Source organism: Streptomyces catenulae (assembly GCF_000718015.1).
Lineage (GTDB): Bacteria > Actinomycetota > Actinomycetes > Streptomycetales > Streptomycetaceae > Streptomyces > Streptomyces catenulae.
In genome coordinates, this window is the sequence record NZ_JODY01000027.1 from 1 (window position 1) to 23,179 (window position 23,179).

General features: G+C 71.8%; 22 protein-coding genes. 8 read left to right on the top strand and 14 right to left on the bottom strand.

Annotated elements, in window-relative coordinates; all coding sequences use genetic code 11:
• Nucleotides 1-146: 146 nt before the first annotated feature.
• Nucleotides 147-671: a GNAT family N-acetyltransferase gene (locus tag IF23_RS0121790; protein ID WP_030286196.1), complete on the top strand. Its 525-nt coding sequence runs from the start codon at nt 147-149 to the stop codon at nt 669-671.
• A gap of 30 nt (nt 672-701) precedes the next feature.
• Here the strand turns inward: IF23_RS0121790 and IF23_RS0121795 are convergent, their stop codons facing one another.
• The 7 genes from IF23_RS0121795 to IF23_RS34140 all read right to left on the bottom strand — a co-directional run bounded on the left by IF23_RS0121795 (nt 702) and on the right by IF23_RS34140 (nt 8,891).
• Entirely contained in the window at nt 702-2,603 is a 1,902-nt protein-coding gene (locus tag IF23_RS0121795) for a type IV secretory system conjugative DNA transfer family protein (protein ID WP_245655054.1), read from the bottom strand.
• Nucleotides 2,600-4,066, bottom strand: a complete 1,467-nt coding sequence (locus IF23_RS0121800) for an ATP-binding protein (protein WP_030286199.1) — start codon at nt 4,064-4,066, stop codon at nt 2,600-2,602. The genes IF23_RS0121795 and IF23_RS0121800 overlap by 4 nt, the downstream gene beginning before the upstream one ends.
• 28 nt (nt 4,067-4,094) lie before the next feature.
• Nucleotides 4,095-5,654: an SCO6880 family protein gene (locus tag IF23_RS0121805; RefSeq protein WP_030286201.1), complete on the bottom strand. Its 1,560-nt coding sequence runs from the start codon at nt 5,652-5,654 to the stop codon at nt 4,095-4,097.
• Nucleotides 5,651-6,940 carry a hypothetical protein gene (locus tag IF23_RS0121810; protein WP_030286202.1) on the bottom strand — a complete coding sequence of 430 codons (1,290 nt, stop codon included), beginning with the start codon at nt 6,938-6,940 and terminating at the stop codon, nt 5,651-5,653. Before IF23_RS0121810 ends, IF23_RS0121805 begins: the two co-directional genes overlap by 4 nt.
• Nucleotides 6,930-7,775: a DUF8175 domain-containg protein gene (locus IF23_RS0121815; protein WP_030286204.1), complete on the bottom strand. Its 846-nt coding sequence runs from the start codon at nt 7,773-7,775 to the stop codon at nt 6,930-6,932. The genes IF23_RS0121810 and IF23_RS0121815 overlap by 11 nt, the downstream gene beginning before the upstream one ends.
• A gap of 546 nt (nt 7,776-8,321) precedes the next feature.
• A complete protein-coding gene (locus tag IF23_RS0121820; protein WP_030286206.1) occupies nt 8,322-8,630 on the bottom strand; it encodes a hypothetical protein in 309 nt (102 codons plus the stop codon).
• Nucleotides 8,631-8,684: 54 nt separating this feature from the next.
• Nucleotides 8,685-8,891 carry a hypothetical protein gene (locus tag IF23_RS34140; protein WP_157848054.1) on the bottom strand — a complete coding sequence of 69 codons (207 nt, stop codon included), beginning with the start codon at nt 8,889-8,891 and terminating at the stop codon, nt 8,685-8,687.
• 395 nt (nt 8,892-9,286) lie between these two features.
• Between IF23_RS34140 and IF23_RS0121825 the strand changes: the two genes are divergently transcribed.
• Together IF23_RS0121825 and IF23_RS0121830 are read left to right on the top strand one after the other, a co-directional pair.
• On the top strand, nt 9,287-10,294 hold the full coding sequence (locus IF23_RS0121825; RefSeq protein ID WP_037679188.1) for a C40 family peptidase: 1,008 nt from the start codon (nt 9,287-9,289) through the stop codon (nt 10,292-10,294).
• Between the two features lie 223 nt (nt 10,295-10,517).
• Nucleotides 10,518-11,312, top strand: a complete 795-nt coding sequence (locus IF23_RS0121830; RefSeq protein WP_078654161.1) for a phosphatase PAP2 family protein — start codon at nt 10,518-10,520, stop codon at nt 11,310-11,312.
• A gap of 47 nt (nt 11,313-11,359) precedes the next feature.
• Here IF23_RS0121830 and IF23_RS0121835 read toward each other — a convergent pair whose 3' ends face one another.
• Together IF23_RS0121835 and IF23_RS31520 are read right to left on the bottom strand one after the other, a co-directional pair.
• Nucleotides 11,360-12,952: an FAD-binding oxidoreductase gene (locus tag IF23_RS0121835; RefSeq protein WP_030286212.1), complete on the bottom strand. Its 1,593-nt coding sequence runs from the start codon at nt 12,950-12,952 to the stop codon at nt 11,360-11,362.
• Between the two features lie 225 nt (nt 12,953-13,177).
• A complete protein-coding gene (locus IF23_RS31520) occupies nt 13,178-13,399 on the bottom strand; it encodes a hypothetical protein (protein WP_037679192.1) in 222 nt (73 codons plus the stop codon).
• A 199-nt stretch (nt 13,400-13,598) separates the two neighbouring features.
• On the opposite strand from IF23_RS31520, the gene IF23_RS0121845 reads away from it, so the two are divergent.
• Nucleotides 13,599-14,447 carry an SCO4651 family lipoprotein gene (locus IF23_RS0121845; protein ID WP_030286213.1) on the top strand — a complete coding sequence of 283 codons (849 nt, stop codon included), beginning with the start codon at nt 13,599-13,601 and terminating at the stop codon, nt 14,445-14,447.
• A gap of 318 nt (nt 14,448-14,765) precedes the next feature.
• The gene (locus tag IF23_RS34520) at nt 14,766-14,951 is read left to right on the top strand and encodes a hypothetical protein (RefSeq protein WP_386459375.1); all 186 of its coding nucleotides are present in this window, start codon (nt 14,766-14,768) and stop codon (nt 14,949-14,951) included.
• Nucleotides 14,952-14,976: 25 nt separating this feature from the next.
• Here the strand turns inward: IF23_RS34520 and IF23_RS0121855 are convergent, their stop codons facing one another.
• Nucleotides 14,977-15,378 (bottom strand): metal-sensitive transcriptional regulator, encoded by a 402-nt coding sequence (locus tag IF23_RS0121855; protein ID WP_030286217.1) that lies wholly within the window; start codon nt 15,376-15,378, stop codon nt 14,977-14,979.
• A gap of 194 nt (nt 15,379-15,572) precedes the next feature.
• Between IF23_RS0121855 and IF23_RS0121860 the strand changes: the two genes are divergently transcribed.
• Both IF23_RS0121860 and IF23_RS0121865 read left to right on the top strand, forming a co-directional pair.
• Nucleotides 15,573-16,193, top strand: a complete 621-nt coding sequence (locus IF23_RS0121860; protein WP_030286220.1) for a DUF47 domain-containing protein — start codon at nt 15,573-15,575, stop codon at nt 16,191-16,193.
• Between the two features lie 9 nt (nt 16,194-16,202).
• Entirely contained in the window at nt 16,203-17,201 is a 999-nt protein-coding gene (locus IF23_RS0121865) for an inorganic phosphate transporter (RefSeq protein ID WP_030286222.1), read from the top strand.
• A 135-nt stretch (nt 17,202-17,336) separates the two neighbouring features.
• Here IF23_RS0121865 and pstB read toward each other — a convergent pair whose 3' ends face one another.
• The 4 genes from pstB to pstS all read right to left on the bottom strand — a co-directional run bounded on the left by pstB (nt 17,337) and on the right by pstS (nt 21,457).
• Entirely contained in the window at nt 17,337-18,113 is a 777-nt protein-coding gene (gene pstB / locus IF23_RS0121870) for a phosphate ABC transporter ATP-binding protein PstB (protein WP_030286224.1), read from the bottom strand.
• Between the two features lie 30 nt (nt 18,114-18,143).
• On the bottom strand, nt 18,144-19,229 hold the full coding sequence (gene pstA, locus IF23_RS0121875; protein WP_425423866.1) for a phosphate ABC transporter permease PstA: 1,086 nt from the start codon (nt 19,227-19,229) through the stop codon (nt 18,144-18,146).
• A complete protein-coding gene (pstC, locus tag IF23_RS0121880; RefSeq protein WP_030286228.1) occupies nt 19,226-20,215 on the bottom strand; it encodes a phosphate ABC transporter permease subunit PstC in 990 nt (329 codons plus the stop codon). Before pstC ends, pstA begins: the two co-directional genes overlap by 4 nt.
• 117 nt (nt 20,216-20,332) lie before the next feature.
• A complete protein-coding gene (gene pstS, locus IF23_RS0121885; RefSeq protein WP_030286230.1) occupies nt 20,333-21,457 on the bottom strand; it encodes a phosphate ABC transporter substrate-binding protein PstS in 1,125 nt (374 codons plus the stop codon).
• Between the two features lie 330 nt (nt 21,458-21,787).
• On the opposite strand from pstS, the gene IF23_RS0121890 reads away from it, so the two are divergent.
• Nucleotides 21,788-23,017, top strand: coding sequence for a C40 family peptidase (locus IF23_RS0121890; protein WP_030286232.1), 1,230 nt, complete (start codon nt 21,788-21,790; stop codon nt 23,015-23,017).
• The last annotated feature ends 162 nt before the right edge of the window (nt 23,018-23,179 follow it).

Genomic DNA, 23,179 nt, shown 5'->3' on the forward strand with positions numbered 1-23,179 from the left:
ACTCTGTGGGAGAGTAGGACGCCGCCGAACAATTTTTACGCTCCGGTCCCCGGAAACCAGTGATGGTTTCCGGGGACCGGAGCATTTTTGCGTTCAGGGTCCGGATTTCGCTGGTCTGCGGGGGCGGGCGCTGCGATGCTGAGGCGATGGCGTACCTGATCAGGCCGGTGACGGCGGACGAGTGGAAGCGGCTCAAAGAGCTGAGGCTGGCGGCGCTGGCTGATCCCGCGGCGCGGATGGCGTTTCACCAGACGTTCGAGGAGGCGGCGGCGCAGCCGGAGGAGTACTGGCGGCGGCACACCGCACGTAACGACGAGAGCGGGAGCACGCGGACGCTCATCGGCGAGGGGCCGGACGGCAGCTGGGGCGGGATGGTCGTGGTGCGGCTGGTCGAGGGGGCCGAGGTGCCGCAGACGGAGGTCGTCGCGGTGTACGTACGGCCCGAGCACCGGGGGACGGGGCTGTCGCGGGAGCTGTTCGAGGCGGCGCTCGGCTGGTCGTGGAGTCTGTCGGAGCCGGTCGTGGCCCGCGTACGGGTGTGGGTGCACGAGGAGAACGCTTCGGCGGAGGGGCTGTACCGGGCGCTGGGGTTCGCGCCGACGGGGCGGACCGCGGCGGATCCGAGGAATCCGGCGGCCGTCGAGCGGGAGATGGCGCTGACCCGGCTGTAGGCGGGTGCCCGCTCGCCGGGGCCGTATGGCTCAGAGGGGCAGGTCGGCGTGGGGCCAGCGGGCGCGGGCCTGTTCCGGGGAGCGCATCGTGGCGAGGGTGAGCAGGCCGCGGGCCGGGTCCGTGCGGAGCAGGTCCGGCAGGGCGGGCAGCGGGGCCAGGGCGGCGATGTCGTCCAGTACGAGGGTGAGCGGCGGGTCGAGGCGGCCGGTGGCGGTGCGGGCGGCGAGCCGACGGGCGTGTTCGACGACGTGTGTCAGGAGCGCGGTGAGCAGGGGCATCGCGCCCGGGTCGGTGCGCGGGTCCTCCAGCGCGTCGCCGACGACGTAGAGGGTGCCGCCCTCGTCGAGGAAGGCGTCGAGGGCGAGGGTGTCGGGGCGCTGGGCGTTGCAGGCGTCGCGGATGTGGACCGAGCCGAGGGCGGACAGGGCGCGGCCCGCCAAGTCCTTCGCGCGGTCGCGGCGTTCGGGGTGGGCGGTCAGCACCGATTCCAGTTCGCCTGCCTGACCGGCGGCGCACTTCGGGTCGGTGCGCAGGATGCGGACCGGTTCCTGGGCGCCGCCGGTGGCGTGCGCCCAGCGGTGCAGCTGGCGGAAGGGGCGTCCGTCCACCGCGGCGGCGTGCAGCCAGCAGCGGAGCAGCGTCCGGGCGGCGTCGGCGACGGCCGCGTCCAGGGTGCTGTGCGGCTGTACGGGGGCGAGCAGCGCGGCGGCGCGGGTGGTGGCGGTGGCGAGGTCCTCGCAGCCGGTCGTCGGGGACCAGCGGAGCCGGGACGGGGTGTCGAGGCGGTGCGCCGGGTCGTAGGCGAGGACCGGGCCGAGCTTGGCGCGGGTGTCCTTGGTGGCCGACCAGAGCGACGGGTCGGTGGTCGCGAGGACGACGGGGCCCGGCGCGGCGGTGACGGTGGTCAGCGCGGCGGCGGTGGCGGCGGACCGGTCGGCGCCGAAGTGCAGGCGGGGGAGGGCGGGTTCGGTGGCCGCGGTGGTGAGGGGCGCCGCGGTGGCCGCGGTGGCGGCCAGGGCGACGGCGGGGGCTTCGGCGGTGCCGGTGCCGGTGGGCGTGCTCGTGCCGGGAGTGGTGCCCGTAGGGGCGCTGAGGGCGGCTGTGGTCGGGCCGGGGAGCGTGGTGGTGGCGAGGGCGGTCGCGGCGGTGCCGGGGGTCGCGGTGCCCGTGGCGCCAAGGGCGGTGCCCGTGACGGCGGGGGCCGATTCGGCGAGGGAAGCCGGGTCGGTGGGGGCGCCGGGAGCCGTACCCGTACGGGTATCTGAGCCTGGGTCAGGGGTCGACGCGGGCCCCGGGGTCGTACCCGGAGACGGGTCAGGGATCGACGCGGGCCCCGGGGCGACAGGGGCCGGTTGTGCGGCCGGGCCCGTAGGGGGTTGTTTCGACGGGCCCGGGAGGGTTCCTGCGCGGCGGGCCCGGCGGAGGGCGCGGTAGCGGGTGAGGGTGCCCAGGGTGAAGAGGGTCAGGACCAGGAGGACCATCAGCTGGCCGACGAGGAGGCCCCAGAAGAGGCCGTAGCCGGAGAGTTGGGCCTTGGGGGTGCCGGGCCAGGCGCCGGGGAGGTCGTGGGGGTCGGTGACGAGGTGGCGCAGGGCCGTGGGGGTGCCGGAGTAGGTGACGCCGTCGGGCCAGGCGCCGTGGCTGAGGAGTCCGGCGAGGCCGGTCGCGGTCCAGATCAGGACGCTCAGACCGAGGAGGAAGAGGAGCAGCCCGATGAGCAGGGAGTCCGGGACGCCGCCGTGCTGGCGTGGGCCGCGGCCGGGCCGGGGGCCGCGTGGGCCGGGGGCGTACCGGTCGTCGTACGCCCCGGACCGCTCGTCGTACGCGCCCGGTTGGCCGCCGCGTGGGTCGTGGCCGTACGGGCCGCCGGGGGGCGCGTAGCCGTTGTCGTACGCCCCCGGGTGGCCGGTCGGGTCGGGGGGCGGGGTCACGCCACCGTCTCGCTCGACTCGCCGTGGAGCTGGCGGGCCAGGGCCAGCGCTTCGGCGCGCTGTTCCGCCTCGGCGTCGGCGGCGGCCTCCAGGGCGCGGGCCTCGTCGGTGGGGAGGGCGGAGGCGGCGGAGACCTCGGACGCCTCGGTCATCGCGCGGTCGGTGTAGACCAGCGGGCGTTCCGCCTCGGTGATGAGGTGTTTGACGACCTGGACGTTGCCGTTGACGTCCCAGACGGCGATGCCGGGGGTCAGGGTCGGGATGATCTCGACGGCCCAGCGGGGCAGGCCGAGGACCTGGCCGGTGGCGCGGGCCTCGTCGGCTTTCTGGGCGTAGATCGTGCGGGTGGAGGCCATCTTGAGGATGGCGGCGGCCTCGCGGGCGGCGGCGCCGTCGACGACGTCGCTGAGGTGGTGGACGACGGCGACGAAGGAGAGGCCGAGGCGGCGGCCGAACTTCAGCAGGCGCTGGAAGAGCTGCGCGACGAAGGGGGAGTTGATGATGTGCCACGCCTCCTCCACCAGGAAGATGCGCTTCTTGCGGTCCGGGCGGATCCAGGTGTGCTCCAGCCACACGCCGACGATTGCCATGAGGATCGGCATGGCGATGGAGTTGCGGTCGATGTGCGAGAGGTCGAAGACGATCAGCGGGGCGTCGAGGTCGATGCCGGCGGTCGTCGGGCCGTCGAACATGCCGCGCAGGTCACCGTCGACGAGGCGGTCGAGGACGAGGGCGACGTCCAGGCCCCATGCCCGGACATCGTCTATGTCGACATTCATCGCCTCGGCGGCCTCGGCCTCCGGGTGGCGCAGCTGCTCGACGATGTCGGTGAGGACGGGCTGGCGGGGCGCGCCGGAGTCGTCGCCTCCGTCGCCGAACTCGCCGAGGACGGTGGAGTGGGCGACCTTGAGGGCGAAGCCGGAGCGCTCGTCCAGACCGCGGCCCATCGCGACCTCGATGATCGTCCGCAGCAGCGCGAGCTGGCCGGTGGTGGTGATCGACGGGTCGAGCGGGTTGAGGCGGATGCCGCCGTTGAGGGCGGCGGTCGGGTCGAGGCGGATGGGGGTGATGCCGAGCTGTTCGGCGATGAGATTCCACTCGCCGACGCCGTCCTCGCCCTGTGCGTCGAGGACGACGACCTGCCGGTCGCGGAAGCGGAGCTGGCGCAGTACGTACGTCTTCTCCAGCGCGGACTTGCCGTTGCCGGACTCGCCGAGGACCAGCCAGTGCGGGGCCGGGAGCTGCTGGCCGTAGAGCTGGAAGGGGTCGTAGATGTAGCCCTTGCCGCTGTAGACCTCGCGGCCGATGATGACGCCGGAGTCACCGAGGCCGGGGGCGGCGGTGGGCAGGTAGACGGCCTGCGCCTGCCCGGTGGAGGTGCGTACGGGCAGCCGCGTCGTCTCCACCTTCCCGAACAGGAAGGTGGTGAAGGCGTCGGTGAGCGCTCCGAGCGGATCGAGCATGGCCATGACGTACGCGCCTCCCAGCGGCTTAGCGGCGGATTCCGGTCGCGAACGGCAGGGTGTTGACGAACGCCCGGTGGTGCTCGCGGTCGCACCACTCCAGCTTGAGATAGGACTTTCCGGCCGAGGCGCGGATGGTGCGCTTGTCGCGGGCGAGCGCCTCGGGCGAGCGGGAGGAGACCGTCAGATAGCCGACGAGGTTGACCCCGGCGGCTCCGGAGGCGAGGTCCTCGCCGCGCTGGTCGACGCGGCCGTGGTGGGCGACGTCGCGGGGGTCGACGACGCGGTTCATCTTCGCGGCGCGGCTGGCCTCGGCGTCGTCGTTGGTCTTCTCCGTCAGCATCCGCTCGATGGCGATCTCGGTGGGCTCCAGGTCCATGCAGACCGCGACGGTGCGGATGACGTCGGGGGTGTGGACCAGCAGCGGGGCGAGGAAGTTGACGCCGACCGGGGTCAGCGGCCACTCCTTGATCCAGGCGGTGGCGTGGCACCAGGGGGCGCGGGTGGTCGACTCGCGGGTCTTGGCCTGGAGGTACGTCGGCTCCACCGCGTCCAGCTCGGCGGGCCAGGCGTTGCGCTTGCTCATCGCCTGGATGTGGTCGATGGGGTGGTCCGGGTCGTACATGGAGTGCACGAGGGAGGCGAGGCGGGCCTGGCCGAGCGGTTGGCGGACGCGGATGTCGGCCTCGGCGAGGCGGGCGCAGATGTCGGTCAGCTCGCGGGCCATGACGACGGCGAGACCGGCGTCGCGGTCGAGCTTGCCGCGGCCCGGACCGCCGCGCTGGGCGGCCGCGGCGCGGGCCATCGTCATCGCCTCGGCGGCCAGCTCGCGGTCGTAGTGCATACAGGCGACGAGGTAGGCGCGGTGCTGCTCGGAGGAGGTGGAGACCATCGACTGGAGCTGGTCGTACGACTCCTGGAGCCAGGCGGGGGAGGCGGTGTCGCCGCGCTGGGCGACGTCCTTGGCGTGCGCGTCCGGGTCGGCGGGCAGGGTGCGGGCCAGCATCTGGAGGCGGGTGACGAAGCCGTCACCGTTGGCGACGTGCTTGAGCAGCGTGCCGAAGCGGTCGACCAGTGCTTCCTGGTCCTCGCTGTCGCGCAGCCCGACGCCGGGGCCCTCGATCTCGATGGCGGCGGTGACGGTGCGGCGGTCGGCGTGGAGGAGGACGGCGATCTCGTCGGGGCCGAAGGGGGCGGCGAGCCAGTTGATACGGCCGATGCCGGGCGGCGGGCCGATCTCCACCTCGCGTCCGTCGAGCCGGGTGCCCGCCTCGGCGGCGGTGGAACGGTAGGCGGTGCCGCGGCGGAGGGTGCGGCGGTAGCTGCGCCGGATCTCGAACCACTTGTAGAACGTGCGGCCCTTGTACGGGACGTACACGGCGGCCAGGCCCAGCATCGGGAAGGCGGTGAGGGCGATGATCCGCATCGCCAGGACCTTGATCGCCAGGCCGCCGACCATGCCGAGGAAGGCGCAGACGATGATCAGGGCGATCTCGCCGGTCTCGCGGTTCTTGCCGATGACGGCGTTGGGCCGGGCGCGGCCGATCAGGTACGTCCTGCGGGGCGCGATCGGATGGGGGGTGGTCACCGCCCCTCACCTCCTGCTGACTTGCCGGTGCGGGAGCCGCCGGGGGCGCCGGAGCCGGGGTTGGTACGGGGGGCCGGTGGGGCGGTGCGGGAGCTGTGGGCGGCGACGCCGCCGGCCACGCCGCCCGCCGGGGACTGGCCGCCGCCGCTCTGGGACTGGCCGCCGCCGTCGGACTTGCGGCTGCTGTGGGTCTTGATGCCCTGGGAGACGAGGGCGGCGGGGGAGGAGACCATGGCGGCCGCCTGACTGCCGTCGGTGGCGCGCCCCTTGTTCGTCCGCGCGGAGACCATCTCGTCGCCGAAGCCGGGGACGAAGCGGTAGATCACCGCGCTGGCGAAGATCGCGAGGACGATGATGGCGAGGCCGGAGACGACGGCGGAGAAGGCGTTGGGGCCCTCGTCGGAGGAGAGCGCACCGGCGATGCCGAGGACGATCACGATCACCGGTTTCACCATGATCACCGCGATCATGATCCCGGCCCAGCGGCGGACGTGGCCCCACATGTTCTTGTCGACGAGCCCGGCGTAGACGACGGTGCCGAGCAGCGCGCCGACGTACAGCAGCGCGGCGCGGATCACCAACTCCAGCCAGAGCACACCGGCGGCGAGCACCGAGACCAGCGAGACGACGATCAGCATGATCGGGCCGCCGCCGATGTCGGTGCCCTTGGTCAGCGCCGCGGAGAACGCCCCGAAGAAGGTGTCGGTCTTCGCCCCGGTGCCCTTCGCGATGATCTCGGTGATGCTGTCGGTCGCGGAGACCACGGTGTAGAGGATCAGCGGCGTGAACGCGGAGGCGAGCACGGTCAGCCAGAGGAACCCGACCGCCTCGCTGATCGCCTCCGTCAGCCGGACACCCCGCACGGCGCGCTTGGCGACGGCGAGCAGCCACAGGACGAGGGTGAGGACGGTCGAGGCGGCGAAGACGACGGCGTACTGGCGCAGGAACGCGGAGTTGGTGAAGTCGACCTGCGAGGTCGCCTTCACGGCGTCGGCCAGCTTGTCGACGATCCAGGCGGCGGCCTTGGCACAGCCCTTGGCGAGGGAGGTGAGGGGGTCCAGGGGGTTGTTGTCGAACGGGGTGCTCGGTGTCGTGCTGCCGCTGCCCGGTGCGTTCTGTTCGCAGTTCTCCTTGGCAGGGCCGCTGAGGATGCTGCAGCGTTCCCTTGTCGGTGACGGATCGGGGCCGGGGGCGGCCATGACGCGGGTGGCGCACATGAACACCGCGGTCTGAACCGCGGCGAGAACCGAGACGACCGAGAACGCGCGGCGGCTGTTACCGGGCATAGGTGAACCCTCCAAACCCTTCGACCGCACCTGCGATCTCCTTCGCTCCGGATGCGGGGACGTCCCCACTGACCGGTGCCGGGCCGTTCTTCTGCGTCTGGGAAACGGCCTTCCAGTCCTTGCCGGTCCAGGTCAGCTTCATCGTGACGGTGAACCACGTGGTGGTCACCGGCTTGGTGGAGCCGCTGCCCGCCATGCCGAGGAGCCCCGTGCACCACACGTCGACGGTGGCCCCGTCGTCGGCGTAGGCCGTGGCCTTGGTGCCGATGGGGATGGTGCGGGAGATGAAGGTCATGCCCGAGGGGACGCTGCCGTCCGGCTTCAGGCCGACGGCCTTGCGGGCGTCGGACGTGTAGGCGTGGTCGAGATCCTTCTGGAACGTGCCGACGACGGAAGGCGCCATGACCGCGCTGACGATCTGGTGGCGCTTCTGGTCGTCGAACATGTCGGAGGATCCCAGCGCCACCGCATAATTCGCCGCCGCCGACTGCGCCCCCTGCTGGGTCTTGGCGAAGCCCTTGGCGATGGTGCCGTTCTTGTCCGTCACCGGGTCGGTGCCGGTGGGGGCGGTGGGTTGGGCGGCGGGGCCGTTCTTGGGGGCGCCGTCCGCGGTGTCGGTGGCGGGGTCGGAGCCGGAGCCGCGGTTGGCGAAGGCGATGGCGGCGATGAGGAGGACCACCACACCGACGACGGCGACGAGGTTGCGGCTGGAGAGCCCGGAGCGGGAGCGGCGCCCCGATCCGTAGGTGTCGCCCTCGCTCTCCGGAAGTCTGGTGCGGGTCTGGCCGGTGGGACTCGTGTAGTCGCCGCCGTAGCCGTCGTCGCTGGTACTCATCGCGTACGTGCCCCCTCAACCGCCATTGCCGTCTCCGCCGTCGTCGCCGTCCCCGCCGTTGTGGGGCCGCCCTCGTATGACCGTAGCCGCGCGGTTGGCGGCTCGGGTGAAGTGGTACGAGTACATCTCACCGTGACGGGTCCTCAGCTGCTGGGCGGTGTGGGTGAATGGGAGACTGTGCGGCTTTTATCCCCTTGGTGTGCACCCGCTTCACCGCCTCCCGCCGTGGCCTTCTTCCTTCCGGACGGACCTGTCCCCACGGGGTGGCCGCCCCAACCGGTCCGCTGGTCGCGGGCGTGCCGGGGTGGACCGGGAGTCCGGCCGTGCAGGGGTGAGCGGACGTCAGCATGGGGCCTCGGCGCGGGAGGTGGGGCCGTCGGGGGGTGGATGGAGGCACAGGGGCGGCGGACGGGGCGCATGCGGTGGGCGCCGGTGGCGGTCCGGCCCGGGGCGCGGCGCGCGGCGGGGGCCGCGGGGCCTGCGCGGTGGGGGAGGTGACGGCCCGTCGGCCGCCGGGAGGGGCGGCCGACGGGCGTCGAGGGCGCGCTACACGGCCATGCCGTAGACGATCGTGAAGAGGGTGCCGAGGGAGCCGATGATGAAGACGCCGGTGAGACCGGCGACGATCAGGCCCTTGCCCTGCTCGGCGCTGAAGGTGTCGCGGAGCGCGGTGGCGCCGATCCGCTGCTTGGCGGCGCCCCAGAAGGCGATGCCCAGGCAGATCAGGATCGCGACGGCCATGATGACCTCGACCATCACGCGCGCCTCGTGGCCCAGCGTGCCGAACGGGCCCCAGTCCGGGGCGATTCCACCGATGATGGTGCTGATGTCGCCCTTGTCGGCCGCAATGAACATTGAACTCACCGCCCCTTTATGGGTAGTTGTGGTCCCCTGAATATCTGACAGGGGTCAGTCTCCATCTTCGCCGACAAAGACACCACCGGATGTCGACTTGGCGGCATTCTTGCGCGGATCTCGTAGGGGTGGGGTGAGGATCGGCCCTGCGACGACCGGCGTCACCCGGGAAACCCGTGTGATGTCACTGTGTGTATCACGTATGATAACCGTGAGCAATGATGGAGTGAAGTCCATCGATGCGTCCATCGATGCGTCCATCAAATGCGTCCATCAATGCGTCTATCGATACGGGGTGTCCGGTGTGCTCGGCGCGGGGGGCCGTGGGTGGGCCGGGTGGGAGCCGAGGTGGGGGCGTCGGGGCAGGTCCGGGGGTGTGCGTCCCTCCCGGGAGGAGGGACGCGGGGCGGGACCGGGTGGTTCCGTTTCGCACCGTCAGGGATCCGGCCGTCGGCGGCTGTCGACCGGCGGGCGTCCGGGCCGTGGGGCGGCGCCCGGGGCTCAGGCGGTGCCGGGTGCGCCGGTAGCCTCTCGGCCGTACGCCGCTCCCCGGTGAGCGCCCCCTGCGCCGAGGTGTGCGCCGCCGTGCGGTGGGAACTTCCAGGGGTGGCGGGGAATCGGCGGCGAAGTGGGCCCGGATGGGGGAGGGTTGAGGCGTGCGGAAACTCTGGATTGCAGGCGGTATCGGGGCGGGGCTGATGCTCGGCCTGATCGCGCTGCTCGTGATCGGCACGTACACCGCGGCCGCCGGGCTGGTCGGTGGGGCCGGCGGGCGGGCGCTCGGGCTGGCCAAGGGCGCGGTGCCCGCCGAGTACCAGGCGCTGGTGCAGAAGTGGGGTCAGCTCTGCCCGGCGATAAGCCCCTCGTTGCTGGCCGCGCAGCTCTACCAGGAGAGCGGCTGGAACCCCAAGGCGCAGAGCCCGGCGAACGCGCTGGGCATGGCGCAGTTCATCCCCGGCACCTGGGCCACCCACGGCATCGACGGCAACGGCGACGGCAAGAAGGACATCTGGGATCCGGCGGACGCCATCGCGTCGGCCGCGTCGTACGACTGTGAGCTGGCGCAGTACGTGAAGGACGCCCCGGGCGACGCCACGCACAACATGCTCGCCGCGTACAACGCCGGTGCCTACCGCGTCATCCAGTACAGCGGCGTGCCGCCCTACGGTGAGACGCAGAACTACGTCAAGACGATCACCACGCTCGCCAAGAGCTTCGAGGCGCCGACCGCGCCGGTCGCCCCGTCGAAGCAGGCCGCCGCGGCGATCTACTACGCGCAGGCGAAGCTCGGCACGCCGTATCTGTGGGGCGGTACGGGCACCGCGGCGCAGAACGGCCGGTTCGACTGCTCCGGGCTGACACAGGCCGCGTACCGCTCGGTCGGCATAGAGCTGCCGCGGGTGGCGAACGACCAGTGGAACGCCGGTCCGCACCCCAAGCGCGATGAGCTGCTCCCCGGCGATCTGGTCTTCTTCGCCAACGATCTGACGGACCCGCGGTCGATCCACCACGTCGGGATCTACGTCGGCGGCGGCTACATGGTCAACGCGCCGCACACCGGCGCGCTGATCCGCTTCGACAAGATCGATGTGCCGGACTACATCGGCGCCACCCGCGTCACCTCCGATGGCGCGAAAGCGCTGCCCGCTGCGAACACCGCGTGAACATGAGGCGCCCGGCGCCCGGGGTGGGTCACGCTGGGACAACAGGCTGGTGATCTTCCGGTGGAGAGCGGAACGACCACAGTGACGAGCGCGTTCTTCTGGCGTCGGGCGGTCCGGACGTGGGGGCGCGCCCGGTGTGGCGGTACGGCGGCACAGGACGACCACGGGGGTCGGCAGCACATACACGGCGCTCGCGCGCGCGGAAGATAAGGGGTCGCAGCAGATGGCTGGACTCGCACTGGTGGGGCCGGACCCGGATGCCGACGTGCTCGGCGGCATCAACGGCCTCGCGAAGGATGCTCCCCGGTGGGTCAACCACACGGTGGAGTATCTCGGCGAATACGGCGTCCTCGCCGCGCTCGCCGTGCTGTGCGTGCTCGCCTGGTGGTCCGTGCGGCGCCGCGCCGGGGCGCCCGCGGCGGTCGCCGGGCTGGTGTGGGCGCCGCTCGCGGGCGGCCTCGCCCTGCTCGCCAACATCCCGATCCGGACCATCGTCGGCCGCCCCCGCCCGTTCCACGACCAGACCGGGCTGGCGGTCCTCGTCCCGGGGAAGACCGACTTCTCGTTCGTCAGCGACCACGCGACGCTCGCCATGGCGGTCGGCGCCGGACTCTTCCTCGTCCGCCGCTCCTACGGCCTGATCGGGATCGGGCTGGCGCTGCTCGAAGGGTTCTGCCGGATCTATCTGGGCGTGCACTACCCGACGGACGTCGTCGGCGGGTTCGCGCTGGGCACCGCCGTGGTGCTGCTGCTCGCACCGCTCGCGCAGGCGGTGCTGGTGCCGCTGATGACGCGGCTGGGCCGCTCGCGCGCGGGGCGGCTGGTGCGGGCGCCCGGGGTGCCGGAGACGGTGCGGACGCCCGACGCGGAGGCGGCGGTCGAGGCGGCGTACGCGCGGACGTTCGCGGAGACCTACGGCGAGCGGTACGCGCCGCAGGACGCGGGCGACGACCTGGCGCTTCCGGCCGGTGCGGCGCTGCCCGGCGGCAAGGGACCGGAACGCGACCTGGCGGCCTGACGGCGGGGCGGCCGGACCCCGGGGCCCGGCCGCGTCCCGTGCCTCGCTCAGAGCGCCTGCGGGAACGTGCTGAACAGCCGCTGCGGATCGTACGTCCGCTTGACCTTGTCCAGACGGCCGGTGGCCGGTCCGTAGTAGGCGGACTTCCAGTCGGTCAGGGACGGGTCGGTGTAGTTCTGGTACGCGGCGCCGGAGGCGTGGCGGCGCATCGCGCCGTGGAAGGAATCGAGCCAGGCGGTGCGGTTGGCGGACGGACCGCCCGCCGGCCAGGACGCCAGGTACTGCGCGAGGAAACGCGAACCGCGGTGGACGAACGCGGTGTCGGTGGCGCCGACGCGGTTGATCGCGCCGCCCAGCGCGGTGAAGGCGACATTGCCGGTCACGCCCTTGTGGCCGCCGTTCTCGATCTGCGCCAGGGCCGTCTGGACACCGGAGGCGGAGAGCGGCCGGTCGTAGAAGTGCGAGCGTGCCGCGTACGTTTCGCGGCCCAGCTGGCCCGGGGCGGTCTGGCCGGGCAGTGCGCCCGGGGCGTGGCACTGGGCCGTTGTCTTGGAGGAGCAGCCCGCGTACGCCTCCATCGCGTCCAGATGGTCGATGGGGGTGAGCCGGACGGTGGCCGCGGGGCCCGGGCCGCCGGGCTGGTCGGCGAGCCGGTCGACGGCGTTCTGCAGGTCGCGGTAGCCGCCCATGGAGAACGCGGCGACGGAGACGGCGGGGGTGTTGCCGGGGCGGGCGTCCAGATGGCAGGCGGACCATATCTCGTCCGCCTGCGAGGGGCCCCACTTCTGCCAGGAGCCCAGCACCTTGGCCGCCTTCGCCCACGGCCACGTCATGTACGCCATGACCGAACGCGGCGCGGGGTGCGTACGGAAGCGGAGGTCGGTGACGACGCCGAAGTTGCCGTTGCCGGCGCCGCGCAGCGCCCAGAAGAGGTCGGGGTGGTGCGAGGCGTCGCACTCGACGGTCTTGCCGTCGGCCGTGACGACCGTCGCGCCGACGAGGGAGTCGCAGGTCAGGCCGTACGCACGGGAGGTGACGCCGTGTCCGCCACCCAGGGTGAGGCCGGATATCGCGACGGTCGGGCAGGAGCCGCCGGGCAGGGTGACGCCGTGCGCGCCGAGCCCGGTGTAGATGTCGATGAGCTTGGCGCCCGCGCCGATCGTGACCTCGCCGCCGGAGGGCGCGCCGACCTTGTCGAGCTTGGAGACGTCGATGACGAGCTTGCCGTCGCCGCTGGAGTAGCCCGCGTAGGAGTGGCCACCGCTGCGGATGGCGACGGGGGTGCGGTAGCGGCGCGCGAAGGAGAGGCACTCGGCGATGTCCGAGGGGTGCGCGACATAGGCGACCGCCGACGGCTTCAGGGAGTCGTAACGGGTGTTGTAGAGCCGTCCGGCCGAGGCGTACGCGGCGTCGGAGGGGCGGATGAGGGTGCCGTCGAGGCTCTTGGCGAGGGCGCTCCAACCGGCCTTGGTGGCGGCCGGTTTCGCGGCCGAGGTGGTGGTGGCGGTGAGCGCTCCGCCGGGCGTCGTCGCGGAGGCGGAGGAGCCGGTGGCCGCGCCGTTCGTGGTGCAGCCGGTGGCCCAGGCGACCGAGGTGGCCGCGAGACCGCCACCGGTTTGCAGGAGTGTGCGGCGCTTCATGGGTGAATGTCCCCTCGTGGTGATCCGGCGTCCCCGTACGGCCACGGGTCCGGCCGGTGGCCGAGGGGTGCGGCGCCGGGCGTCCGGCGCCGCCGTGGGGGCGGCGCTCCGGTGGCGCGGACAGGTCCCGAAGGGCCGTCAGGTCGGCGCGCCGCCGGTGCCCGGTGCCGTCGTTCTCTCCCTACCCAGATGCGGCCGGGGGGTGGACGGTTCCCGGGCGGCGGATCATTCCGGTCGGGCGGCGGCCGTCAGATGGCGTTCGGCGTCCGTACGGGCCTGGGAGCGGGCGCGGCGGGCGGCGCCGCGCCAGCCGCAGGTGCAGCCCGCCGAGATGAAGGAGCCGCGTTCGGAGGTGGAGGTGTGGTGGGCGGCCGTGTCGTCGGCGGCGGGCGCGGGGCCGGGGACGGAGGGGCCCGACGGGTGGGGGTGCGGGGCGCGATCGGTCACCCCGCCACGCTACGCGCCCCGGGTGGCGGGGCGTGACGGGCCCCGGGAACGGTCGTTGAACGGGGCGGTCGGTGGGAATCCGGCCGTCCGGAACGGGCCGCTCGATGCGGGCCGCCGGTGCGCGGAGCGTCCGATCGGCGGCTCCGTACCGGCTGTTCCGGGTCCGCCCAGGGGAAGCGGCCGAAGGGGCTCGTAGGCGATGGTGGCGCAGGTCGGACGGGAGACGGGCGCGGTCGTCGCGGCGCTGGTGTGCGGGGCGGGGCTGCTGACGGCGGGGTGTTCGGCGGTCGGGGCGTCGGCCGACGGGTTGCCGGGAGCGAACTCCCCGGCGGCCGGGCGGGCGGTGCGGGCCAGCGCCGATGCGCTGCTGCGGGCCGGTGGGGCGCGGGTCACCTCGACGATGGAGACGGTCAGCGGCGGCACCCGGGTGGCGATCCGGGGGAGCGGTGAGTACGACTTCCGGCGCGGGACGGGGCGGCTGCGGCTGACGTTGCCGGACGCGGCGGGCGAGGGGCGTGGGCCGCGGCCGCCGGTCACCGAGATCCTGGTGCCGGGCGCGCTCTACATGAAGAACCGCGGCGCCGGGGTGCCCGCGGACAAGTGGGTGCGGATCGATGCGACGGGGCTCGCGGACGGCAATCTCGTCACCGGCGGGGCCACCGATCCGCTGGCCGCGGCCGAACTGCTGCGGGGGGCGCGGGAGGTGACGTACCGGGGCGAGGCGCGGGTCGACGGGGTCGCGGTGCGGCACTACAGCGGGACGGCGGATCTGGTGGCGGCTGCCGGGGCGGCGTCGGCGCGGACCCGGCCGGTGCTGACGGCGGCGGAAAAAGGGTTCACCACGCGGCGGGTGCCGTTCGACGTCTATCTGGACGAGGCGGGGCGGCTGCGCCGGGTCAGTCAGCACTACCGCTTCGCCAACGGGTCGCGGCGCGGTGCGGCGGTGACGTCGACGACCGAACTGGACCACTTCGGCCGTCGCCCGGAGGTGGCGCTGCCGCCGCGGGAGGCGATCTACACGGGGCGGATCGCGGCTTCGGGGGCGTGACGGGGGAGACGCGGGCCGTGAGGTGACGCGCTGTCAGGGCGGCGCGTGCGTACGGGCGTCGGGGTCGGTGGTGCGGGGGCCGGGTCCGTCCGTCGTGTTGGTCGCCGGGGTGGCTTCCGGGGTGGCTCCTCGGGGGCCGTCGGCCCGGGGGATCGGGTTTTTGACCGTCGGTTTTCGGCCGTCTCCGGAACGGTCCGGGGGAGGGCCCGCCACCCGGGCGGGGGTGGCGGAAATGGTCCTTCCGTGCCATGGGCGGCGGGGCGCGCCGTCCCTACGCTGGGCGGTGTCCGCCTCGGAGGGGGAGGCGCGCGAAGGAAGGTGTCGTCCGTGACCGTGACCTGCGACGCGACGGTTCAGGACCGCGTGGCCCTCGTCGAGATCGAGCTGATCGGCGAGCTGATGATCGCCGCGGCGGCCGCGAGCGAGGAGCGGCTGAGCCCGGACCGGATCGATGAGCTGCTGGATGTCGACGGACGGCGGCGGGAGCGGTCCGCCGAGCGGTGACCCGGCGGTCGCGGCGCCGGGCGGTTCAGGTGCGGAGCATCCGCTCGATCGCCTTGGTGGCTTCCTGGACCTTGGCGTCGATGGCCTCGGGACCGTGCACCGCGGCGTCGGCGACGCAGTGGCGCAGGTGCTCCTCCAGGAGCTGGAGCCCGAAGGACTGCAGGCCCTTCGTGCTCGCCGAGACCTGCGTGAGTATGTCGATGCAGTAGACGTCCTCCTCCAGCATGCGCTGGAGGCCGCGGATCTGGCCCTCGATCCGGCGCAATCTCTTGAGGTGGGCGTCCTTCTGGTGGGCGTAGCCGTGGATGCCGCGGTCGTGGTCGGTGACGGCGTTCGGGTCGCCCTGGGGGGCGGTTTTCGGCGCGGGCGCGGGGGTGGCCGGGGCGGTTTCGGTGGTGCCGTCCGTACCGGCGTCCGTGGTCGTCATGGCCGTCTCCCGTGGTATCCCGTCGATCCATATACCCCTGGTGGGTATATGGTACCGAATTTTCCGGGTACCGGAGGTACCCCGTGCAGAGCATGCTGCCCGATGCGCGACACTGAAGGAATGCTGGTAAGCAGTGGCTGGATGATGCGCCTAGCATCAACTCGACCGAAACCGATGCACCCCGAGGATTTCACGTGCGCTTTCGTCTGACCCCCAGGGAGACGAGCTTCTACGACATGTTCGCCGCATCCGCGGACAACATCGTCACCGGCTCGAAGCTCCTGATGGAAATGCTCGGGGCGGACACCTCCGCGCGGGCCGAGATCGCCGAACGGATGCGGGCGGCGGAGCACGCCGGGGACGACGCGACTCACGCGATCTTCCACCAGCTGAACTCCTCGTTCATCACCCCCTTCGACCGCGAGGACATCTACAACCTCGCCTCGTCGCTCGACGACATCATGGACTTCATGGAGGAGGCCGTCGATCTCGTCGTCCTCTACAAGGTGGAGGAGCTGCCGAAGGGCGTCGAGCAGCAGATCGAGGTGCTGGCACGGGCGGCCGAGCTGACCGCCGAGGCGATGCCGAATCTGCGGACGATGTCGAACCTCACCGAGTACTGGATCGAGGTCAACCGTCTGGAGAACCAGGCCGACCAGATCCACCGCAAGCTGCTCGCGCACCTCTTCAACGGCAAGTACGACGCCATCGAGGTGCTGAAGCTCAAGCAGATCGTGGACATCCTCGAGGAGGCGGCCGACGCCTTCGAGCACGTCGCCAACACCGTCGAGACCATCGCGGTCAAGGAGTCCTGAGCCCCGGCCATGGACACCTTCGCGCTCGTCGTGACCATCGCGGTCGCGCTCGGTTTCACATATACCAACGGCTTTCACGACTCGGCGAACGCCATCGCCACCTCGGTGTCGACCCGGGCGCTGACGCCACGGGCGGCGCTGGCGATGGCCGCCGTGATGAACCTCGCCGGTGCCTTTCTGGGCAGCGGGGTCGCCAAGACGGTCAGCGAGGGGCTGATCTCCACGCCCGAGGGCAGCAAGGGGATGGGGATCCTGTTCGCCGCGCTGCTGGGCGCGGTGGTCTGGAACCTCGTCACCTGGTACTTCGGACTGCCGTCGTCCTCCTCCCACGCACTCTTCGGCGGCATGGTCGGCGCGGCGCTCGCGGGGGGCACCGAGGTGATCTGGGCCGGGGTGATCGAGAAGGTCGTCCTGCCGATGTTCATCTCGCCGATCATCGGCCTGGTGCTCGGCTATCTGGTGATGGTCGTCATCCTCTGGCTGTTCCGCGGCGCCAATCCGCACCGTGCCAAGCGGGGCTTCCGCATAGCGCAGACCGTCTCGGCGGCGGGCATGGCGCTCGGCCACGGTCTCCAGGACGCGCAGAAGACCATGGGTGTCGTGGTGATGGCGCTGGTCATCGCCGATGTCCAGGACGCCAGCGCGGCCATCCCGGTCTGGGTGAAGCTGGTCTGTGCGATCACGCTGTCGCTCGGTACGTACGCGGGTGGCTGGCGGATCATGCGGACGCTGGGGCGGCGGATCATCGAGCTGGACCCGCCGCAGGGCTTCGCCGCGGAGACCACGGCGGCTTCGGTGATGTACACCGCGTCGTTCATGTTCCACGCGCCGATCTCCACCACGCACGTCATCACCTCCGCGATCATGGGTGTGGGCTCGACCAAGGGTCCGCGCGCGGTGCGCTGGGGCGTCGCCAAGAACATCGTGATGGGCTGGTTCATCACGATGCCGGCGGCGGCGCTCGTGGCCGCGGCCGCCTACTGGGTGATCAAGCTGGCCTTCGGCTGACCCGCGCCGGGCCCCTGCCCGGCGCACCCGTACGAAGGAAAGGGCCCGCCCCCGATGTGGGGGCGGGCCCTTCGTCGTGCGGTGGCACCGCCATGCAGCACCGCAGGACGCGGGTGGGGCCGCCGGGCGGGCGGCTCAGCCGAAGCGGCCGGAGATGTAGTCCTCGGTCGCCTGGACGGACGGGTTGGAGAAGATCCGCTCGGTGTCGTCGATCTCGACGAGGGTGCCGGGCTGCCCGACGGCCGAGAGGTTGAAGAACGCCGTACGGTCCGAGACGCGCGCCGCCTGCTGCATGTTGTGCGTCACGATGACGATCGTGAAGCGCTCCTTCAGCTCGCCGATGAGGTCCTCGACGGCGAGCGTGGAGATCGGGTCCAGCGCGGAGCAGGGTTCGTCCATGAGCAGGACCTGCGGTTCGACGGCGATGGCGCGGGCGATGCACAGGCGCTGCTGCTGGCCGCCGGAGAGGCCGGAGCCGGGCTTGTTGAGGCGGTCCTTGACCTCGTTCCAGAGGTTGGCGCCCTTGAGGGACCGCTCGACGATGTCGGTGAGATCGCTCTTCTTCGTGGTGCCGTTGAGCCGCAGCCCGGCCGCGACGTTGTCGAAGATCGACATCGTGGGGAACGGGTTGGGCCGCTGGAAGACCATGCCGACGGTGCGGCGGACCGCGACCGGGTCGACGCCGGGGCCGTAGAGGTCCTCGTCGTCCAGGAGCACCTTGCCCTCGACGCGGCCGCCGGGGGTGACCTCGTGCATCCGGTTCAGGGTGCGCAGGAAGGTCGACTTGCCGCAGCCGGAGGGGCCGATGAAGGCGGTCACCGAGCGGGGCTCGACGCTCATGGAGATGTCGTCGATGGCCTTGTGGTTGCCGTAGAAGGCGGAGAGGCCGCTGACATCGATTCGCTTGGCCATGGGGATCACTGCTTCTTTCTGGGGACGCGGTCAGCGGCCGGTTTTGGGGGCCTTCCAGCGGGCGATGCCGCGGGCCACCAGGTTGAGGATCATCACGAAGGCGATGAGGACGAGGGCCGCGGCCCAGGCGCGGTCGTACGACGCCTCGGAGCCCTGCTGCCACTGCTGGAAGACGTAGAGCGGCAGGGACTGCTGGGCGTCCTGGAACGGGTTGTTGTTGATCGTCTTCGCGCCCCACACCAGCAGCATGACCGGCGCGGTCTCACCGGTGATCCGGGCGACGGCCAGCATCACGCCGGTGGTGATGCCGCCGATCGACGTCGGCAGGACGACCTTGAGGATGGTGCGCCACTTCGGCACGCCCAGGGCCAGCGACGCCTCGCGCAGCTCGTTGGGGACGAGCTTGAGCATCTCCTCGGTGGAGCGGACGACGACCGGGACCATCAAGATCGCCAGCGCCATCGACCCGGCGAAGCCGGACGGGCCGAAGCCGAGGATCAGGATCCAGACGGAGAGGATGAAGAGTCCGGCGACGATGGACGGGATGCCGGTCATCACGTCGACGAAGAAGGTGACGGCCTTGGCGAGCCGTCCGCGGCCGTACTCGACCAGGTAGATCGCGGTGAACAGGCCGAGCGGCGCGGCGATCAGGGTGGCCAGGCCCACCTGCTCCAGGGTGCCGATGATCGCGTGGTAGATGCCGCCGCCGGGCAGCGCGTCCGGCAGGGTGCCCATCGAGTGGGAGAGGAAGTAGCCGTCCAGGACCTTGCTGCCGCGGACGACCGTCTCCCACAGCAGGGAGGCCAGCGGGATGACGGCGAGCAGGAAGGCCATCCAGACGAGGCCGGTGGCGAGGCGGTCCTTGGCCTGCCGGGCGCCTTCGACGGCGGCGGACAGCACGAAGGTGGCGACCACGAAGACCAGCGCGGCGATCAGACCCCACTGGATACGGCTGTCCAGACCGGCGCCGAGGCCGATGCCGCAGCCGATCGCGGCCGAGGCGAGGGCGAGGGCCGCCGGGGTCCAGCGGGGGAGCCGGGCCTGCTTGAGGGAGAGGCTCGACACGCCGCCGGGCCGCTCGGCGAGGGCCTGCCGTTCCGTCATGACGTCGCTCACGAGTACTCCTTGCGCCGGGCGATGATCAGGCGGGCCGCGCCGTTGACGAGCAGGGTGATCACGAAGAGGACGAGGCCCGAGGCGATCAGTGCGTCCTGGCCGAAGGTGTCGGCCTCGCTGAACTTCGCGGCGATGTTCTGCGCGAAGGTGCCGCCGCCCGGGTCGAGCAGGCTGGTGTTGATCAGGAAGCTGGGGGAGAGGACGGTGGCGACGGCCATCGTCTCGCCGAGCGCCCGGCCCAGGCCCAGCATGGAGGCGCTGATGATGCCGGAGCGGCCGAAGGGGAGGACCGACATCCGGATGACCTCCCAGCGGGTGGCGCCGAGCGCCAGGGCCGCCTCCTCGTGCATCCTCGGCGCCTGGAGGAAGACCTCGCGGCTGACGCTGGTGACGATCGGCAGGATCATGATCGCCAGCAGGATGCCGACGGTGAACAGCGAGCGGGCGGCGCCGCCGCCGTAGCTGAAGACGCCGGTCCAGCCGAGGTAGTCGTCGAGCCAGCCGTAGAGCCCGCCGAGGTGCGGGACGAGGAAGAGCGCGCCCCACAGGCCGTAGATGATGCTGGGCACCGCGGCGAGCAGGTCGATGACGTAGCCGAGCGGGGAGGCCAGCCTGCGGGGGGCGTAGTGCGAGATGAAGAGGGCGATGCCGACCGCGACCGGGACCGCGATGACCATCGCGATCAGGGCGCTGACGACGGTGCCGAACGCCAGGACCGCGATGCCGAATTTGGGCTCGGTGCCGGTGGCGTTCCAGTCGAGGGTGGTGAAGAAGTTGGCGTGGTCGCCGGATATCGCGAGCACGGACCGGTAGGTGAGGAAGGCGGCGATGGCCGCCATGATCACCAGGAGGGCGATACCGGATCCGCGGGAGAGCCCGAGGAAGATCCGGTCGCCGGGGCGCCGGGCCTTCCCCGAGACGGCGGAGTCGGGGGCCGCGGCCGGTGGCGGCGCGGCGTCAGGTGTCGCGGTTGCTGAGGGGGTCATGGTTTCTCCGGTCTGCGGAGCCCGGGGGCTCCTGGCGCGGCGGTGCACCGGACGGGCGGCGGCCGGGGGCCGTACGGCGGGGTGACCCGGCCGTACGGCGGGCCGCCGCCCGGTGGATCAGGCGAGGGCGGCGACGGTCTTGCGGACCTTGTCGGCGATCTCGGTGGGCAGCGGGGCGTAGCCCAGGTCCTTCAGGGCGTTCTGGCCGTCCTCGCTGGCGATGTAGGTGAGGAAGGACTTGGTGGCCGGGAGGGTCTCGGTCTTGTTGCCCTTGTCGCAGGCGATCTCGTACGTCACCAGGGTGATCGGGTAGGCGCCCTCGGCCTTGGTGGCGTAGTTCAGCTCCAGGGCGAGGTCGTCGCCCTTGCCGACCTGCTTGGCCTCGGCGATGGCCTTGGAGGCGTTGTCGACGGTGGCCTCGACCGGGGACTTGGCGCCGGTGGCGATCTTGACGGTGGGGATCTTCCCGGCCGTCGCGTAGGACAGCTCGAAGTAGGAGATCGCGCCGTTGGTCTGCTTGACCTGCGAGGAGACACCGGCGGAGCCGGAGGCCGCCTGGCCGCCCTTGCCCTCCCAGGTCTTCGCGGGCTCGTGCTTCCAGGCGTCGGGGGCGGCGCCCTTGAGGTACTTGGTGAAGTTGTCGGTGGTGCCCGAGTCGTCGGAGCGGTGGAACGCCTGGATCTTGAGGTCCGGCAGCGAGGCGCCCGGGTTGAGCTTCTTGATCGCCGCGTCGTTCCAGTTGGTGATCTGCGAGTCGAAGATCTTGGCGAGGGTGGGCGCGTCGAGGACGAGGTTGTCCACGCCGGGCACGTTGTAGCCGACCGCGATCGGGCCGCCGACCATCGGCAGGTTGATCGCCTTGCCGCCCTTGCAGACCTTCTCCGACTTGGCGACCTCCTCGGGCTTGAGGGCCGAGTCGGAACCGGCGAACGCGGTCTGGCCCTGGAGGAAGGTGGTGATGCCCGCGCCGGAGCCGGTCGGCTGGTAGTTGATCTCGGTGTCCTTGCAGGACCCGGCGTAGTTCTGCACCCAGACGTCCATGGCGTTCTTCTGCGCCGAGGAGCCGGAGGCGCGCAGCTTGCCCTTGCCCTCGCACTTGATGCTGCCGGTCTTGGCGGCGTTGCCCGCGCCACCGGAGGCGCTGGTGTCGTCGGAGCCGCACGCCGTCAGGGCCAGGGCACCGGTGACGGCGAGAGCGCCCACCGCGAGGGCGCGAACCCGGTTCTTGCGCTGAAGCTTCACTGTCGAGAGTTCCTTCCTGGGGCGCGCCGCTTGCTCGGCGTGCGAGGTGTGTCAGGAGTGTGCGGAGTCAGCCGGAGCCCCTATCGGTTCGCGACGGTGACGCGCACTCGGTACGGCCGAAATTAGGCAGATCAAGTGAAGTGACCGACGGAGAAGAGTGAACGCACGGTGAACCTCACCCGTCAGCTGGGGGCGACTCGTCCTGGCATGTATCGGTCACGCGAAATCGGGGAATTGCCCCGTCCTCTGTCGACTTACCGATCGGTATGGCACTATCCGCGCCAACGACCACGGGGAGACGAAGTGGTGGGCATCGACCGGAGGTGGCGGGTGGGGACCCAGGGGGCGGCGAAGGCCGTACGGGGCGGAGCGGACGCGGGAGACACCGGAGGAGCGCGGGGCGCCGCCGCTCCGGGGGACGGCGCGGCGGCCACGCCCGGCCGCGCCGCCCCGCGGGGCCGGGCGGTCGCCCGCGCCGCCGTGGTGGTCTGCGCGCTCGGACTGCTCGGGCCCCTGGCCCCGGCGGCGTACGCCTCGGCCGGACGGGCGGCCGACGGACCGGACGGGCGCCCGCCCGCGCGGGAGACGGCGGACGGCCCGGACGCGGGCGGCGCGGGCCCCGGCACGGACCGGCTGGCCCGGGTGCACCGGCAGATCGAGGATCTCTACCGCGCCGCGGAGCGGGCCACCGACGCGTACAACGCCGCGCAGGAGCAGGTCACCGGCGAGCAGAAGAAGATCGTCGAGCTGGCCCGGCGGATCGACGCCGCGCAGCGCCGCCGGGACGCGCTCAAGCGGCAGGCGGGCGTGCTGGCCAGTGCGCAGTACCGCGCCGGGGGCATCCCGGACGAGGCGCGGCTGCTGCTCCATGCGGACCCCGAGGGGTACCTCGACAACGTGGTGCTGGCCCGCAAGAGCCAGCGCGCCGCCACGAACGTCGCCGGGGAGCTGAGCCGGTTGGCGGCCGGGCTGCGGGACGACGCGCACTCCGCGACGGTCCGCTGGGAACACCTCGATGCCGAACGCGTGAAGAAGGAAAAAGCGCGGAGTGACATCAGGAAGAAGATCGACGCAGCGAAGAAAATCGAATCCCGGCTGGCCGCCGCGGAAAAGGATCGGCTGAAAGAGCTGGAGGAATCCCGGGCCCGCGCCGAACAGCAGAAATGGCTGGACACCGGCATCCTGAAGGAGATCGACAACAAGGCGTCCGCCGCCGGAAGGAAAGCCGTTTCCTTCGCCACCGCACAGATCGGCAAGGATTATGTGTGGGGCGCCGTGGGACCGGACACCTTCGACTGCTCGGGGCTGACCCTGCGCGCCTGGCAGGCCGGCGGCCGTACCATTCCGCGGACCTCCCAGGAGCAGTGGCGGCAGCTGCCGCACGTCGCCGTCAGGGACTTGCGCCCGGGGGACCTGATCATCTACTTCTCCGACGCCAGCCATGTCGGGATGTACCTCGGGGACGGGGCGGTCGTGCACGCTCCGCGACCGGGTCGGCAGGTCACGATCACCGGCGCCGGATCGATGCCGATCCTCGGTGTCGTACGGCCCGATAAATGACGGAATGCGCGTAACGGCCGCAACCTGTGATTGCCGGTGGCGATGTGGGTGAGACCGTTATCGGACGGTCGCCGGGCCGTGGCACATTGCGATCGGTTCCGGCCCCGGCGGGGTGATGTTCGTCATTCCCTTTCCGGCTTCTCCCGGTCTCTCCAGGTCAAA

Coding starts and splice junctions, on each gene's coding strand:
- IF23_RS0121790 (WP_030286196.1), top strand. CDS start 147: ATGGCGTACCTGATCAGGCCGGTGACGGCGGACGAGTGGAAGCGGCTC.
- IF23_RS0121800 (WP_030286199.1), bottom strand. CDS start 4,066: ATGCTCGATCCGCTCGGAGCGCTCACCGACGCCTTCACCACCTTCCTG.
- IF23_RS0121810 (WP_030286202.1), bottom strand. CDS start 6,940: ATGCCCGGTAACAGCCGCCGCGCGTTCTCGGTCGTCTCGGTTCTCGCC.
- IF23_RS0121815 (WP_030286204.1), bottom strand. CDS start 7,775: ATGAGTACCAGCGACGACGGCTACGGCGGCGACTACACGAGTCCCACC.
- IF23_RS0121820 (WP_030286206.1), bottom strand. CDS start 8,630: ATGTTCATTGCGGCCGACAAGGGCGACATCAGCACCATCATCGGTGGA.
- IF23_RS34140 (WP_157848054.1), bottom strand. CDS start 8,891: ATGGACGCATCGATGGACGCATCGATGGACTTCACTCCATCATTGCTC.
- IF23_RS0121830 (WP_078654161.1), top strand. CDS start 10,518: ATGGCTGGACTCGCACTGGTGGGGCCGGACCCGGATGCCGACGTGCTC.
- IF23_RS0121835 (WP_030286212.1), bottom strand. CDS start 12,952: ATGAAGCGCCGCACACTCCTGCAAACCGGTGGCGGTCTCGCGGCCACC.
- IF23_RS0121845 (WP_030286213.1), top strand. CDS start 13,599: ATGGTGGCGCAGGTCGGACGGGAGACGGGCGCGGTCGTCGCGGCGCTG.
- IF23_RS0121855 (WP_030286217.1), bottom strand. CDS start 15,378: ATGACGACCACGGACGCCGGTACGGACGGCACCACCGAAACCGCCCCG.
- IF23_RS0121865 (WP_030286222.1), top strand. CDS start 16,203: ATGGACACCTTCGCGCTCGTCGTGACCATCGCGGTCGCGCTCGGTTTC.
- pstB (WP_030286224.1), bottom strand. CDS start 18,113: ATGGCCAAGCGAATCGATGTCAGCGGCCTCTCCGCCTTCTACGGCAAC.
- pstC (WP_030286228.1), bottom strand. CDS start 20,215: ATGACCCCCTCAGCAACCGCGACACCTGACGCCGCGCCGCCACCGGCC.